Source organism: Solibacillus silvestris, from assembly GCF_051967575.1.
Lineage (GTDB): Bacteria > Bacillota > Bacilli > Bacillales_A > Planococcaceae > Solibacillus > Solibacillus silvestris_B.
This window is the reverse complement of sequence record NZ_JBQCJW010000009.1, coordinates 48656-64686: the sequence shown is the minus strand read 5'-3', so window position 1 is coordinate 64686 and position 16031 is coordinate 48656. Positions and strand designations below refer to the sequence as shown.

General features: G+C 41.4%; 14 protein-coding genes. 3 read left to right on the top strand and 11 right to left on the bottom strand.

What is annotated here, in order from left to right; all coding sequences use genetic code 11:
• Positions 1–61: 61 nt before the first annotated feature.
• The 3 genes from ACTHOQ_RS08180 to ACTHOQ_RS08170 all read right to left on the bottom strand — a co-directional run bounded on the left by ACTHOQ_RS08180 (position 62) and on the right by ACTHOQ_RS08170 (position 2873).
• The gene (locus ACTHOQ_RS08180) at positions 62–1645 is read right to left on the bottom strand and encodes an amidohydrolase (protein WP_440495378.1); all 1584 of its coding nucleotides are present in this window, start codon (positions 1643–1645) and stop codon (positions 62–64) included.
• 14 nt (positions 1646–1659) lie between these two features.
• Entirely contained in the window at positions 1660–2172 is a 513-nt protein-coding gene (locus ACTHOQ_RS08175; RefSeq protein ID WP_440495376.1) for a fructose-2,6-bisphosphatase, read from the bottom strand.
• 131 nt (positions 2173–2303) lie between these two features.
• Positions 2304–2873: a nucleoside/nucleotide kinase family protein gene (locus ACTHOQ_RS08170; protein ID WP_440495374.1), complete on the bottom strand. Its 570-nt coding sequence runs from the start codon at positions 2871–2873 to the stop codon at positions 2304–2306.
• A gap of 626 nt (positions 2874–3499) precedes the next feature.
• Here ACTHOQ_RS08170 and ACTHOQ_RS08165 point away from each other — a divergent pair.
• Together ACTHOQ_RS08165 and ACTHOQ_RS08160 are read left to right on the top strand one after the other, a co-directional pair.
• A complete protein-coding gene (locus tag ACTHOQ_RS08165) occupies positions 3500–5242 on the top strand; it encodes an ABC transporter ATP-binding protein (protein WP_440495372.1) in 1743 nt (580 codons plus the stop codon).
• Positions 5239–6978, top strand: a complete 1740-nt coding sequence (locus ACTHOQ_RS08160) for an ABC transporter ATP-binding protein (protein WP_440495370.1) — start codon at positions 5239–5241, stop codon at positions 6976–6978. Before ACTHOQ_RS08165 ends, ACTHOQ_RS08160 begins: the two co-directional genes overlap by 4 nt.
• A 46-nt stretch (positions 6979–7024) precedes the next feature.
• Here the strand turns inward: ACTHOQ_RS08160 and ACTHOQ_RS08155 are convergent, their stop codons facing one another.
• Positions 7025–9226 (bottom strand): MMPL family transporter, encoded by a 2202-nt coding sequence (locus ACTHOQ_RS08155; RefSeq protein ID WP_440495368.1) that lies wholly within the window; start codon positions 9224–9226, stop codon positions 7025–7027.
• Positions 9227–9400: 174 nt separating this feature from the next.
• Between ACTHOQ_RS08155 and ACTHOQ_RS08150 the strand changes: the two genes are divergently transcribed.
• On the top strand, positions 9401–10267 hold the full coding sequence (locus ACTHOQ_RS08150) for a MerR family transcriptional regulator (protein WP_440495366.1): 867 nt from the start codon (positions 9401–9403) through the stop codon (positions 10265–10267).
• 79 nt (positions 10268–10346) lie between these two features.
• On the opposite strand, the gene ACTHOQ_RS08145 is transcribed toward ACTHOQ_RS08150, so the two are convergent.
• The 7 genes from ACTHOQ_RS08145 to ACTHOQ_RS08115 all read right to left on the bottom strand — a co-directional run bounded on the left by ACTHOQ_RS08145 (position 10347) and on the right by ACTHOQ_RS08115 (position 15903).
• On the bottom strand, positions 10347–10919 hold the full coding sequence (locus ACTHOQ_RS08145) for a CueP family metal-binding protein (RefSeq protein ID WP_440495364.1): 573 nt from the start codon (positions 10917–10919) through the stop codon (positions 10347–10349).
• Positions 10920–11046: 127 nt separating this feature from the next.
• Positions 11047–11253 (bottom strand): YczO family protein, encoded by a 207-nt coding sequence (locus ACTHOQ_RS08140; RefSeq protein ID WP_440495362.1) that lies wholly within the window; start codon positions 11251–11253, stop codon positions 11047–11049.
• A gap of 170 nt (positions 11254–11423) precedes the next feature.
• Positions 11424–12977: an alkyl hydroperoxide reductase subunit F gene (ahpF, locus tag ACTHOQ_RS08135; RefSeq protein ID WP_440495360.1), complete on the bottom strand. Its 1554-nt coding sequence runs from the start codon at positions 12975–12977 to the stop codon at positions 11424–11426.
• A 216-nt stretch (positions 12978–13193) separates the two neighbouring features.
• Positions 13194–13757, bottom strand: a complete 564-nt coding sequence (gene ahpC, locus ACTHOQ_RS08130; protein ID WP_087618112.1) for an alkyl hydroperoxide reductase subunit C — start codon at positions 13755–13757, stop codon at positions 13194–13196.
• A gap of 461 nt (positions 13758–14218) precedes the next feature.
• Complete coding sequence (locus ACTHOQ_RS08125) at positions 14219–14341, bottom strand: hypothetical protein (protein WP_440495358.1); 123 nt, start codon at positions 14339–14341, stop codon at positions 14219–14221.
• Between the two features lie 23 nt (positions 14342–14364).
• A complete protein-coding gene (locus ACTHOQ_RS08120; protein WP_440495356.1) occupies positions 14365–14487 on the bottom strand; it encodes a hypothetical protein in 123 nt (40 codons plus the stop codon).
• A gap of 1011 nt (positions 14488–15498) precedes the next feature.
• A complete protein-coding gene (locus ACTHOQ_RS08115) occupies positions 15499–15903 on the bottom strand; it encodes a DUF948 domain-containing protein (protein ID WP_440495354.1) in 405 nt (134 codons plus the stop codon).
• Positions 15904–16031 lie beyond the last annotated feature (128 nt).

Below are 16031 nucleotides of genomic sequence, written 5' to 3'. Positions count from 1 at the left end.
AGGTCTTATTTCTTAATAGAAGGAAAAAGAACCACATACAGTATGTGATTCTTTGCGTAATCTATTTTCTTTCGTATACGATATTGCCTGCAACAACGGTTTTTAAAGCGGTAGTTTGTAATATTTCCTCGGAACTGCAGTTCAATAGATCTTTATCCAGTATTGTAAAATCCGCATCATATCCCGGGCGGATATATCCGCGCTCATGCTCTTTGCAAATTGCTTGGGCACTGCCGACCGTATACATTTTTATCGCCTCAAACCGGGAAAGCTTCTGTTCGGGTCCGTAGCCTTCATGTGCATCATGAACTTTTTTGCGTTCCACCGCGGCATAAATCGTTTCAAATGGACTAATCGCTTCTATAGGGGCATCTGTGCCTGCCGCACAAATTAAACCTACATTCAGGAATGTTTTCCAAGCATAAATATGGCCTGCCCGATTTTTTCCGAGCTTTTCACCTACCCAAGGAAAATCCGATGTAACAAAAGCAGGCTGCAGATCTAAAATGACCGAGAGCTTTTTCATGCGCGCCAGCTGTTCCTCGGAAACGAGACAGCAATGGATTAGGCGATCACGCTTCCCATCTGCAACAGGGTATTTTTCCAAATAGGCAAGAACTTGCTCCATACCGCCATCGCCGATTAAATGGATCGCCACTGCTTCATCATACTTTCGTGCCAATTGAATGAGCGCTTCCATTTGCTCATCTGTATGTATGAGCATCCCTTTATTGCTCCTATCATTTGCATATGGTTCCAGCAAAGCAGCAGTAGACCCTCCAAAAGAACCATCCGCGAATATTTTCATCGCTCCCGGTTCGATAAACGGCGCGGCATATCGTGCATTGTTTTTGACCATCTCCTCAAATACTGTATGATGGCGCAATAAATTAACACGAAAGTGCCGTCGTTCACCTATTACTCGATGATAGGCCGTTAACGGATTTGTATAATGGCCAAAATAGCTCATTTCTTCTGTATGCCCCCCCGTCAGCCCATATGATTGCATATCCTCTATCGCCAGCTGCAATGCTTGCTGCAGGCTTTCAATATAGCTTTCTCCTTCCTGCTGGAAAACGGAGGAGACTAGATTGGTTGCTTGCTCGTATAATAGACCGTTGAGTTCACCATTTTCATGGCGGCCAAGTTTGCCGCCTTCCGGATTTGCCGTATCCTTCGTTAAACCGGCAAAATGCAATACAGCAGAATTGACCAATGCAACATGATGGCATACACGGTTGAGAAATACAGGGTTTTTTGTCGCCTCATCCAGCGCTTCTTTCGAAGGAATGAGACCGTCCGCAAATTGATTTTCATTCCAGCCATCTCCGATTAGCCATTGCCCTTCCTCCAGATGACCCGCAGCGTTTTGTACGAGCTGCAGAAGTTCTTCTCCGCTAGTTGCAGCAGTTAAATCAAGTCGAATTAATTTAGCGCCATGGCCAATCATATGCAAATGGCTATCGACAAAGCCCGGATACATGACCGCTCCTTGCAGATCAATTATTTCATCTGCTCGTACTTGCAAATCATCGAAAGTTCCTGTTTCCACAATTTTTCCATTACCTACAAGCACAGCCTGCACGGTCGTCCCTTCCTGCTCCATCGTATAAATCGTGCCGTTTGTCCATAGTTGCTTCATCATCCACTATCCCCAATCTACATATCGAAATTTTCCCGCAAGTAAGGTTCCCCTATATTCATATGATCCAAAATCGGTTCATACGAGCCTTTATGAATAAACGTAATCTGTTGGATATTTGGCAAATTTCCAAAATAAGAGCGCGCCAATGTTTCCACGAACATGCTTGCACCTGCCGAACCTTGGATTGTATACACATCATCGCCTAAGTTGAGTATTAAACTCGTATCATTATCTTCAAATTTATAATCTAATAGTTCTACATCATGCTTATTCACTTCCGAAAAAATAAACGGCACTAAATCCCCTTCATCTCCACTGAATTTTTCTTCAAATGGGATTGTATATTCCGCGTTCGCATCTGATTCGTATAATGTAATCGTCTCTTCCTCTTTCACATCCGGGCTTCCCTGTGTCGTATTATCTGCTGTATTTCCTGGCGTACTATTTGGCGTATTGTCTGTTGCGCCTTCTGTTCCGCAAGCGGCTAGTACGAACATAAATAACAAAGTAATAAACAGTTTCTTCATCGTTGCACAACTCCTTTTGATGTATTACTTCCACGATAACGAATATGCAAACAATTTTCAAATTTTTTAAAAAGTCATCGTTTCTTCCACAAAAAGCCCCTTCACCGATAAGCAGTGAAGAGGTTTTCATTTCAGCGAATATAGCTTTGAATTTCCTTGGTGATCTCTTCCAGCGCACGATTTGTTGTTGGAATGCGAATAAATTCACTTTCCAATGCATTGAATTCCTCTATAAAACGCCGGCGGAGCGCTTCGTCATTTAATTGGTCATCCAAAAAACCGCGGCCGCGCACATCCAGTCGCATTTGCCGCTCACCTTCTTCTACATCCAAATAGAAGATATAGTCCGGCTTGCGTATCGAATACAGCGCGGTTTCATACTCATATTTTACATCCACGCCTTTTGCGCGATGGGATACAACCGTATCGATATAGTGGCGAATGCAATAAACATTCCCGTCATGCTCCGCCATTTTCTCATGAATGACATTTGTTAAATGGACATTCGATGCTAAATAATACAAGTAATGCGCAGTTGGTGACTGATGGAATAATTTTTCGTCAATATCATGACGGTTTGACGAAAATGGGTAAGGAGGCGATTTTAATAGTGAGGAACCTAAATCCTCCATATGCAGCTGATCACCGACAGTACTCGTGCCGCTGCCATCTAAACCTGTAATAACAATTAATTTGCCCATGAAAGTTCATCTCCTTTGGAATCGTAAAAAATGTACCATACTTCCACGCCTGCGTAAACGAACGTTCCCGCACTGTAAATTTTCCGTCATAAAATCCATACGCCCATTAAATCCCAATACGGAAAATAAAATATTTTCAAAAAATATTGACAACAATAATTCACTCCACTAATATTAAGGAACACTAAATAAATTAAAACATGGAAGGAGGTTAGGGATATGATGACAACAATTTTAGATTTATGCATTTCAAAAACGACAACATCATACTGCCCTAACCTGTCCTTTCATTTTGATTTAGCATGACACGCAAATAAAAGGCACAGGTATGGACTTCCCTGTGCCCTTTTTCGTTTCGACACCTTTTCGAAAAAATCGGATAGGTGTCTTTTTTAGTTGAACGGATATGCAAGTTTCAACGGAGCCACATAAAAAAGCCCGCTTATCACTCGGACTTGCGGGCTTTTTGCAGCACGGCCATTTTCGGAACGACATGCTTTTTAGTGTAAAAACATTTTTGGGAGGGCTTTTGTATGTCAATCTTTATGCAACGAAAACTATTAAAATCGGATCGATATGATGATGGGTAGTAAGGCTTCAAACTTTAATGAAAGAAGGTATACGTAATGTTTAACGTATTTGTGAAATTAAAATGGTTTTTCAAACAGTACCGCAAGCAATATACCATTGCAATTGCACTGCTTATGCTAGCGAGTTTCATCGAAGTATTGCCGCCGTGGATTTTAGGTGAAGCAATCGATGTCATGACAAATGGCGAAATGGATCAGGCACAGTTACTTAAATATGTTGGATTCATTTTAGTCGCGGCGGTTGCAAGCTATGCATTAAGCTTCTTCTGGCAATATCAGCTATTCGGCGGCTCGATTGCGCTTGACCGGGTTTTGCGGAAAAAATTAATGCATCAGTTTTTGCAAATGACGCCAACTTTTTATGAAAAAAACCGTACCGGCGACTTAATGGCCAAAGCTACAAATGATTTAAATGCCGTTACATTAACAGCCGGCTTTGGAATAATGACGCTTATTGATTCGACTGTCTATATGGCGCTTATTATTTTGGCGATGGGCTTTTTCATCTCTTGGAAGCTTACATTTTTCGCAATGCTTCCGATTCCGCTCATGGCGCTTATCATTCAATATTTAGGGAAAATTGTCCATGAGCGCTATATGAAGGCACAGGATGCTTTCGGTGAAATGAATGATAATGTACTGGAATCAGTTGCAGGCACACGCGTTATCCGTGCATACGTACAAGAAGCAAAGGATGAAGAACGCTTCGCGGAAATGAGTGAAAACATCTTCGTCAAAAATATGCGTGTCGCTTATATTAACGGACTTTTTATGCCGATCACTAAAATCGGAACGGGAATTTGCTATGTCATTGCACTTGGCTATGGTGCTGTGCTTGTATCGAATGAAGCACTGACGGTAGGGCAGCTTGTATCATTTAACGTGTATTTAGGTTTGGCGATCTGGCCGATGTTTGCGATTGGCGAGCTTATCAACGTTATGCAGCAAGGGAGCGCTTCCCTCGACCGTGTACAGGAAACATTGGAATATGAAGCAGATGTCAAAAATCCGAATACACCGATGATGCATAATGTGCCGAATTCAATCGGGTTTTCCGAATTCACTTTCCAGTATCCTCTATCTCAGGCGAAAAACTTGCAGCAAATTTCACTGAGTTTACAAAAGGGGCAAACGCTCGGGATTGTCGGAAAAACAGGTGCGGGAAAAACGACATTTATCCGTCAGCTATTGCGGGAGTACCCATTAGGGAACGGACAAATCGTTATTAACGAGACAGATCTGGCTCATATGACGAAGGAGCAAATTTTAGATTGGATCGGCTATGTGCCGCAAGATCATGTGCTATTTTCCCGTACAATTCGCGAAAACATATTATTCGGGAAAGAAGACGCATCAGCCGCTGAAATCGATGAAGCCATACGCTTGGCAGACTTTGAAAAGGATTTGGCGAACTTACCGCTTGGCATCGAAACACTTGTCGGCGAAAAGGGCGTATCGTTATCCGGCGGTCAAAAGCAGCGTGTATCGATTGCACGTGCACTGATTAAAAATCCGGAAATTCTTATTTTGGATGATTCTTTATCCGCAGTGGATGCGAAAACAGAATCGAAAATCATTGAAAATATTCAAACAGAGCGCGCAGGGAAAACGACGATCATTTCTACTCACCGCTTATCGGGTATTCAGCATGCGGATGAGATCATCGTGCTGGATGACGGCTTTATCGTTGAACGTGGTACACATGAAGAGCTTCTACGCTTAGGTGGTTGGTACAAAGAACAGTTTGACCGCCAGCAGCTTGAGGAGGTGGGCCAATGAGTACATCGAAAAGACTGTATGACTACGCCTTAAAATTCAAAAAGCCGATTCTAATCGGATTATTATTATTAACGATCGCTGTTGCAACAGATATCGCAGGACCATTTATCGCAAAATATATTATTGACCATCATATGGAGCCGGGAAATCTTCAGGTGAAGCCAATAGCTGTTTTTCTGTCGATTTTCTTCCTGCTATCGGTGCTGACAGCCGTGTTCCGCTATTCAATGTTTATCTTTTTACAGCGCGGAGCAAACTTTGTCATTCAGCAATTGCGCAAAGACGTGTTTGGCCATATTCAAAAGCTACCAATTGAATACTTCGACAATTTACCGGCCGGAAAAGTCGTTGCCCGTGTAACGAATGATACAGAGGCTCTCCGGAACCTTTACGTAACCGTACTTTCGCAATTTGCGAACAGCTTTATTACCATTGCAGGGGTATATATAGCATTATTCGTTTTAAATTGGAAAATGGCTCTTGTAGCATTATTGCTTATTCCAATCGTCTATGTTTGGATGATTTTATATCGAAAATTCGCTTCACAGTACAATCACGTCATCCGGACGAAAATCGCCGACATCAATGCGATGATCAACGAATCGATTAACGGGATGACAATTATTCAAGCATTCCGCCGCGAAGAGCAGATGAAGCATGAATTCGATGATATGAATGATGAGCATTACAAATACAACCGAAAGCTGTTAATACTGGATTCCGCAACATCGCATAACTTAGTCAATATTTTGCGGCTTGGCATGTTCGCTATATTCGTCTATTACTTCGGTACACAATCAATGACACTCCCTGAAGCGGTGTCAGCAGGTACACTTTATGCATTTGTCGACTATATTACTCGTCTTTTCAACCCAATTACGAATATGGTCAACCAGTTCTCTCAGCTGGAACGGTCGCTTGTAGCCGGTTCCCGCGTATTTGAGCTGCTCGACCAGCAAGGTGAGGAAGTAAGCAAGCAAAGAATCGACCGCTACAAAGGCAATGTCGTATTTGACCATGTTTCATTCGCCTATAAAAATGACGAATATGTTCTTAAAGACATTCACTTTGAAGCAAAGCAGGGCGAAACAATTGCACTTGTCGGCCATACAGGATCAGGGAAGAGTTCGATTATGAATTTGCTGTTCCGCTTCTATGACCCGCAAAAAGGGCGTATTATCATTGATGGCCAAGATATTACGAAACTTCCGCGCCAGGCGATCCGTGAGCATATGGGCATCGTGTTGCAAGATCCGTATTTATTTACCGGAACGATTGCAACGAATGTCAGCTTGAATGATGAGCGTATTTCGCGCGAGGCTGTAGAAAAGGCGCTTGAAGCTGTTGGCGGTGACCGTGTTTTATCGAAATTCGAAAAAGGCATTGATGAACCGGTAATCGAAAAAGGGAGCACCCTTTCATCTGGCCAACGCCAATTAATTTCATTTGCCCGTGCACTCGCATTCGACCCGGCTATTCTCATTTTGGATGAAGCGACATCGAATATCGACTCGGAAACAGAAGAGATTATACAGCACGCAATGGATGTATTGAAAAAAGGACGCACAACCTTCATCATTGCACACCGACTTTCCACTATTAAAAATGCGGATAAAATTTTAGTATTGGACCGCGGTGAAATTGTTGAGCAAGGAAATCACGATGAACTTGTTGCACTTGGCGGGAAATACGAGCTTATGTACCGCCTGCAATCAGGTTCGTTAACATCTTCATAGAAAAGAAAGCGTATAGCCTCCCATATTGAGGGGCTATACGCTTTCATTATTTTTGCAGCTTTTTATTCGGCCAATACGACCATTTGCCAAATACCGTAATGAGTGCCGGCACGAGCAATGGGCGAACGACAAACGTATCAAGCAATACCCCGACAGCCGTTACGATACCGAATTGCACCAGTAGTTGAATCGGCAATGATGCCAGCACTAAAAACGTGCCAGCCAAAATCAGACCTGCAGATGTAATGACCGCACCTGTTGAAGCAATACCGTTTGAAATTGCCTCTTTATGCGATAGTCCGCGCTTACGGTTTTTCCATACATCCGAAATCATGAAGATATTATAGTCATTCCCTAACGCGATAATAAATACGAAGCTGTATAACGGAATCGCACTTGCCATCGCCTCATGCCCTAAGCCGTAATGAATGATCAGCCAGCCGGCACCTAAAGCGGAGAAGAAGGAAACTAAAACAGTCGCCATAATTTGAATAGATGTAATGATGGCACGCAAGTACACTAATAATACGATGAAAATGATAATGATCATCACAGGCTGAATAATGCTTTCATCGCCTGTTTGTACGACTTTCGTATCCAATTGTGCACTCGTCTCGCCACCTACCCAAAATTGACCATCTTCCAGGCCATTTTCCGCCAAGATCGACTTTATATCATCTTTCATTTGCTTGACATCATCCATCGCTTCATTTGAATATGGATTTTTGTCCAAGTCAATTTCGTAAAGCTGAATATTGCTGTTTTTTTCACCTGTACGCATTTCTTTTACTATACCGACATACGGCAGTGCCGCGAGTTGCTCCGTAATATCCAGCTCTGTGCCTTCACTATCCACTAAAAGCTGCACTGGCGCCAATTCGCCTGGTGTAAAGTTTTCTTCTATAATTTTAAACCCTTCGCGCGAAGACATATCTTCAGGGAATGAGGAAATTAAATCATAATTGTATTTAATAGTCGTAGCATTGAATGCCAAACCGATCAAAAACGCTCCTGCAACAACAATGACAAGCCACGGTTTTGATGTGACAAATTCACCAATGACACGCATATAACGGTGATTTGGTTTTCGTTGCTTATACGGTTTGTTTTTCTTTTCCGCATACGCTTTTTCAGCTTCCACTGTACGCGGAACAAAAGGCCAAAATGCCGCACGCCCCAAAATACCGAGAACAGCCGGCAGTAATGTGACAACCGCAAAGCCTGTTATTAGCACGCCAAAGCTAAACGGGACCGCGAAACGCTGAAATGCGCCATAGTCCGCTAAAGCTAATGTCGCCAAACCGATCACCACTGTTAAGCTGCTCATGATGATCGCACCTGTCGATTCACGAACCGCAATAGCTAGCGCTTTAAATTTATTTTCTTCCATTAATAATGTGTCTCGGTAACGGGTAATCATGAATAAACAATAGTCCGTACCCGCGCCAAATAAAAGAACGATCATAATCGATACGGCTTGCGCATCTTTATCAATCCAGCCATTTTCAGCTATAGCCCCTAGTAATGGGCTCACGACTAAATAGGCTATCCCTACAACGATCAAAGGAATAATCGCCAAAATTGGGGAACGGTAAATAATTAGTAAAATGACTAAAATAATGATAACAGTAGCAATCATTAATTGAACGTCCGCTGATTTAAAAAGATTTGTCGCATCAATGGAAATTCCGACCGGTCCTGAGAATCGAGCGTGCAGTCCCTCATCTTCCAAGTTTGTATCATACGGATTTTCGTCAAATTGCGCTTCTGTAAGTTCTTTGATTACCGTTAAATTTTCCTTTAATGCATCTGTTGTTTTCTCTGTAGAGAAGAAGACAGGTGTGACAAGCGCCACACCATTTTCTGATAAAGCACCCATCAATGCTTGGACAGGCATTTCATGGAATGGCGGAATTGTCTCTTGCCCATCTAAAGGATTTTCTTCAAGCTCTTTGTACAACCCTTGAATATTCGTCAAATCCTGTTCTGTAAGCCCGGATTCGTTATACCAAGTAATCAGCAGCGGAATTCCGCTATCCGATGAAAATTCCTCTTCAATAATATCGCCCGCTTGTATCGATGTATATGTTTCAGGGATTTCATCGCCCGCAAAATTTTCTACACTGTTAATTTGCGGGAATATGAGCGCAAATACGACTGCAAATACTATCCATAATGCTGCAACAACCCAGCGCGTCTTTTTCCCGCCCATTACACTTCCCCATTTTTCCAATGGATGTTTTGACATAATACAACCTCCCTTTAAATATTTATTTTCTTTTTAAATGAAAATACCCTTCACACATTATCTATCGCAAAAGATTATACAAACATTGTACAAAAAATGAAAAACATTTGACAAGCAATTTCATTTTCTATTGAATAGGATTTAATAATATATTTTGCTGGGAGGTGCTAAAATTTGGCTAAAGAAATGTATTCCATTCGACAAGTATCAGAAATTACAAACCTTTCTAAACAACAAATACGAAAATGGGAAGACCGTTATCAAATTATTCAGCCCGAAAGATTGGACAATGGTTATCGGATTTATACAGAATATGAAGTGCAGATTTTAATGCAACTGAAAAGCTATATAAATAATGGCATGACTATTAAACAAGCTATAGCACATTATTCGGCGCAAAAAAACTCGCCGGAAGCAAATCCGACGCGTAATTTTCAGAAAGCGCTTATCCAGGCTGGTACGGAAGGCAATGAACATGAAATTTTGCATCTCCTTGAAAAGGCCCATCATAAATTCGGTGTCGAAAAACTTATTAGCGAAATCATTGTGCCATTTTTGCATGAAGTCGGCAAGCTTTGGTGCGATCATGTCTGGGGTGAATATCAGGAAGCTATTTGCAGTCAAACAGTGCGTGATTTTTTAAGCCATATTCGCCGCCGCTTTTTTGTACCGGACGATGCACCACTTGTTTTGGGAAGCTGTCTGCCCGGGGAAAGACACGAAATTCCGATGCAGATTTTGCTCATCCAGTGCATGCTGCGCGGTTACCGAACAATGATGCTCGGCCCTTCGCCTGCACCTGCAGCAATCCAATCCGCCATCATTTTGAAAAAACCGTCCATTGTGCTGCTGACAGGCTCTACTAACATCGCCTTTACTGAATTTGCTCAATCTATTCATACGCTTGAAAAATTCGCACAGGCACATCGGCATATTGCCTTTTTTATCGGCGGGACAGGCACAGAACTCCATTATGGTCAATTCCAATTGAATGCCATGAGATTGGCGCATTCCATTGACGATATACCCTACGCTGATTAATTTGCGATCATTGCTGTTTTTATACAAAAAGCCCGCAGTAAAGTTACCATCCCCTTTACTGCGAGCTTATAATTTTATTTTAAGTTAATTGCATTGTTGTCACACAAGTGCCGTCTTCTTCAAACGTCGTCAAATCTCCTGTTGCGCTTTTCCCATCATAGGACATTTCAATAATGAACGCTTCATTGCGCGGCAGCCATAAATCGATGAAGCCATTTTCCAAAGTCGTCATCGCCTCATCCACTACAACTTCGCCTTTTTCATTTTCAATCAACACATTTATTTCTTTTTGCACTAACTCTCCTTGGCAACCCGTTAAGCTATGGTCTTTGCAAGGGTGTGTTCCCTGAATGTATGGTGCGATCGACACGAAAAACTCGTCCTCCGGCAATGCATATGTAATTTCATTGTCATTCGCATCGGTTACAATTAGTTGTGTCGATGTAATTGAAGCTTTTTCGTCAGTCGTTTTGTTTGCGCTATATTCAGCCACTAGGTTTTTAATATCATCTGCTTGCTGTGGCGTGGCGCTCTTTTCTGTTTCTTCAACATTATTTTTTTCGATTGCTTCACTTACGGTTTCCTTTTCCTCTCCGCAAGCAGCTAAAACCGTCGCCGCAAACAAACTGGCTATAGCTATTTTCCATTTCATCTTATACAGCCCCTTTACTATTTCCCTTTATTGTAATCCAAATGCCCAAGCAATGCTGTGAAGGAAATGAGGCTTTTTTGAGAAATAAAAACTACACAGAAAGTTCAATATTCTGTGTAGCCCCCTTTTAATCTGGTCGATTTTTTCGTTCACTGCCGGAAGTGGATTTTGTATTCGCCTTATTTTTTTCGTCTTTCACTTCATCATTCAGCTCTTCAACCGGTACCGGGTCGACAAATTGCATTTCCTTGTCTTTATCAAAAATGCTTTCCTTCTCGGTATTCAGCAAATCCGGATTGTCGAGCTTTTTATGCTTTAACTTTTCATCCTTCATTTAAAAAGCCTCCCTTTCTAGTAGTCACTGTATTTATTACCCGAAAACTAGAAGGAATACACTTATACCTTCGCAACAACTGGTAGCGCGGTATTTTCTTTTATTTAATGGCCTTCCCCTTTTCCGCAAAAAATCCGCTGCACGGTTTTTCTCGTGCAACGGATCTATTTTTAAGCTTTTACTAATTCACGCGCGTCCACATTGCGGATCATATAATCAAATGCGCCTAAAGCTGCCGTTGCGCCGGAACCCATCGAAATAACGATTTGCTTATAAGCGGCATCTGTGCAATCACCTGCCGCAAATACGCCAGGCAAGTTTGTTGCGCCATGCTTATCTACGATGATTTCCCCATGTGCATTCATTTCTACCGCATCATGAAGGAATTCCGTATTCGGCAACAAGCCAATTTGAATGAATACCCCATGCAGCGCGATATGCTTTTCTTCACCTGTCACCGCATCAGCATATGTTAAGCCATCCACTTTATCACTGCCTGTAATTTCCTTCGTCAAAGCATTTGTAATTACCGTTACGTTATTTAAGCTACGAACGCGTTCCTGCAGCACTTTATCAGCTTTCAACTGCTCGCTGCGCTGAATTAATGTGACATGATTCACAATACCCGCCAAGTCGATTGCCGCTTCAACACCAGAGTTGCCGCCGCCAATTACCGCTACATCTTTCCCTTTGAAAATCGGGCCGTCACAGTGCGGGCAATAGGCGACACCTTTATTTTTGAATTCTTGCTCACCTGGCACATTTAGCTGACGGTAACGGGCTCCTGTAGAAAGGATGACCGTTTTGCCTTTTAATACCGCGCCATTTTCCAATGTAACCTCAATAAAATCTTTTTTCTCTATTTTTGCTGCGCGCTGGGACTTCATCACATCAATATCATAATCCAAGACATGCGCTTCTAAACTTGATACAAACGCCGGACCTTCCGTTGCTTTTGTACCGATAATATTTTCGATCGATAATGTATCATTCACTTGACCACCGAAGCGTTCAGCTACAATACCTGTACGAATTCCTTTACGCGCCGAATAAATAGCTGCCGCCGAACCAGCAGGACCGCCGCCTACTACTAGCACATCAAAAGGTTCTTTATCAGCAAATTCCGAGCCGTCCGATACTTCTCCAAGCTTTGTCAAAATATCTTCCAGCTCCATGCGACCGCCGCCAAAATTTTCGCCGTTCAGGAAAACTGTCGGCACCGCCATAATATCGCGTTCTTTAACTTCATGCTGGAATGCGCCGCCCTCAATCATCGTGTTCGAAATATTCGGATTCAGCACCGCCATAATGTTCAATGCCTGGACAACATCCGGACAGTTATGACATGTTAAGCTAACATATGTTTCAAATTTCATCGGCTGTTTAATCGCTTGAATACGCTTGACAACCGCGGCATCCACTTTCGGTGCACGCCCTGACACTTGTAAAAGAGCCAACACTAATGACGTAAATTCATGTCCAAGCGGCAAGCCCGCAAAAACAATGCCGGAATCTTCCCCTGCTTTATTAATGCTGAAACTTGGTGTACGTTCCAATAATGCATGCTGTACAGTAATGCGCGGGGACATTTTTTCCAGTTCTTCTACTAAATTGAGCATATCTTGTGATGTTTTATCATCTGCAACACTCACTTTAATGACTAAGTCACCTTCAAGCATCGTTAAATATTGCTGCAATTGCGCTTTGATTTGATTATCTAACATTGCATAGCCGCTGCAGGAATGCCAATCATTATTCTTTACATGAATGAATAAATAAATAATGGATCATTCTCTCCGCACTGCAGCAAGCTTTTCACCTCTTTTCATATCGAAATGGAAGATAGGGAGCTTATCTTATTATGTTCTCCAATTAAAAACAGAGCGACAAAATCCAGCCTTAAAAGTTGGTTTTTGCCGCCTGTCAGTTTTATTTATAGCTTAGATTTTACCTACTAAATCTAAGCTTGGTGTTAACGTTTCGCCGCCTTCTTCCCATTTAGCTGGACAAACTTCACCTGGATTGTTGCGTACGTATTGAGCTGCTTTAATTTTGTTCACTAAAATTGAAGCGTCACGGCCGATACCGCCAGCGTTGATTTCAAGTGCTTGTACAACACCATCCGGATCGATGATGAATGTACCGCGCTCTGCTAAACCATCTTCTTCGTTTAATACGTCAAACGCCTTAGAAATTGTATGAGATGGGTCACCAATCATGATGTACTCGATTTTACCGATTGCTTCAGAAGTATCGTGCCATGCTTTGTGAGTGAAGTGTGTATCAGTTGATACAGAGTAAACTTCCACTCCTAAAGATTTTAATGTAGCATATTCGTTTTGCAAATCTTCCAGCTCAGTCGGGCAAACGAATGTGAAGTCTGCTGGGTAGAAGCATACTACTGACCATTGTCCTTTGAAGTTTTCTGAAGTTACGTCGATGAATTCACCTTTTTGAAACGCTTTTGCAGCGAATGGTGCAATTTCTTTACCGATTAATGCCATTTTAAATTTCCTCCTACTATATGTACATTATTAAATAATTATTATAAAATAATTATTATTACCATCTAAAATTATCTTACATCCACTATATTTCGTCAACCATCTTCCATAAATATTACGAGGTTTTCTTTCAAAAAAGGCGGATTGGTGGCATATAACACACCCACCGAAAACGCAGAAGCCCACATAAATCGTATTTCAATATCGATATATCGTTCTTTAACCATAATTATCGTCACTTAAAAAAGGGCACAGAAAATGATATCCCGATAGAAAAGAATCAATTCCCCATCATTGTGATTTTTTCGATATTATTTTAGTTATTCTCGTTTAACATATCGTTTCTTCCTTATAAATGAGAAAAATTGGTCAATCGCTTCCGACGGCGGCAATTTATCCGTTTTTTACAAAAAAGGTCTATGCGGCAAGCTTTCACTTTTCGCATAGACCTTTTATCCATATTAATTTGTAAATGATAATACTGCGTTTTTGTATTGCGCCAAAATTGCCGCTGCTTCGTTTTTCGTCGTATATTCAAACATACGAATATCGTTTGGATTGTTAAATACTGTCACTACCCACATTGTATTTCTCCCCTTTACTAAATTTAGTTTGTGTATGATAATACTGCATTTGTATATTTTTTCAATTGTGTTGTTGCTTCATTTTTCGTCGCATATTCGAACATACGAATATCATTTGCATTGTTAAATACCGTCACTACCCACATGTTTCATTTCTCCTTTTTTATAAAGCTGTATAATCAATAGCCTGAAACCCAATGACCTCCGCAAATTGTTATATAACACTTTGCTTAATCCTTATTGTACTCCGATTTTTTTAAAAAGGAAGTGCAGCACACAGCTTTTCACAATGTATTCATAATTGAAGCGCTTTCTTTGAATACTTTGTGACATAGCGTTTTTTCATGTTTAAAATGCGAATTAGCAGAATATACATTAAGCCAGCTAGCCCTGTTATATTACAGGTAAATATTACTTTTATGAGAATTTACTTTAATTATTTCTCTATGATTAGCGTATTACAGGAAATTAAGCGGCTGTTAAGTTGGAGCAAAAATAACCGCATGCTACTGCAGATTCAGCTCCTTCGCATGAACAAACACGCTAATACGTCCATTCAACTTCGACAGACGAAGTAAATGGAATTCCCGAAGAAGTCTAGGCGTATTTTAAGCGATGCGGCAAGACGGGAATAAGACGCTGACTTCCGCAAACGGGGTGAAGGGGGAGTGCTATTGCCGGTTGGAAGATCGGCTTAAATGCACTTTTAATAATAGGCGGATAAATTCCCCTTATTTGGGAACCGAAACAAAAAGTAGCCTAAATAGACGGATAAATTCCGTCTATTGATCCGAAAAACATGAAAATGAAGGATTTTTATTTGGATAACCGGAAAAACTCCCCTTATTTCCCCCAAAACGAGCCCCATTGCGCAAATATGCGGAAAATCTCCGTTTATTTTACTTTCCTCATCACTTAATTAAGAGCCAAAAACTTTAGCGGAAAAAAATAAATTTTGCTCAAACGAGACGGGGGATCTTATTGAATAAATAAACATTTCACCGGTTTTGCACGGAGGAATCTAATGGTGCGAGGAGTTGGCGCGGTTTGGCTGGACGAGGATAATACTTTCTCGCAAAGCTGGCCACAATGCCAAAATCTATAATTTCCTACACAACAAAAAAGATTGTATGAAATGATTCCATACAACCCCTTTTTCATTGCGCCCTTCGGTTGATAAAGCCCATCGCTGTATTTGTCCAACGCTCCACTTCCGCTTGTCGCTGCGGATCGTCTGTTGCTTTCTTCATCACTGTTAAAGCCGCAGCATGCGAAACATCGCTTACTTGATTTAATGCGGCGCCCGTATTTTTCACTGATTGAATAACGGTTTGGACCGACTGCTTTTTAAATTCAATGTCCGCTTTCATTTGATCTACCGTAGCCGCCAAATGTGTTGTTTCAGTTTGAATTTGGCTCAGTTGTTTTTGTATTCTTTCAGCATGCGCCATCAGCAGTGTGACGATTTTTTTAATGGGTCCGATAACAGCCGCTATACAGCCTATTAGCACAACAACGGCCATCACTAATATAACAACAGAAGCTAAAAGCCATATATTCACAAACATGCCTCCTTCTCATTTACCTTTATTTTAATACATATACCCAACTCGAGGCTAACTATACACGGGAATTTCCCTTAAAAAAGGAAAAGTGCGTTAAAAGTCGTTCCCCTTTTAACACACTTGAT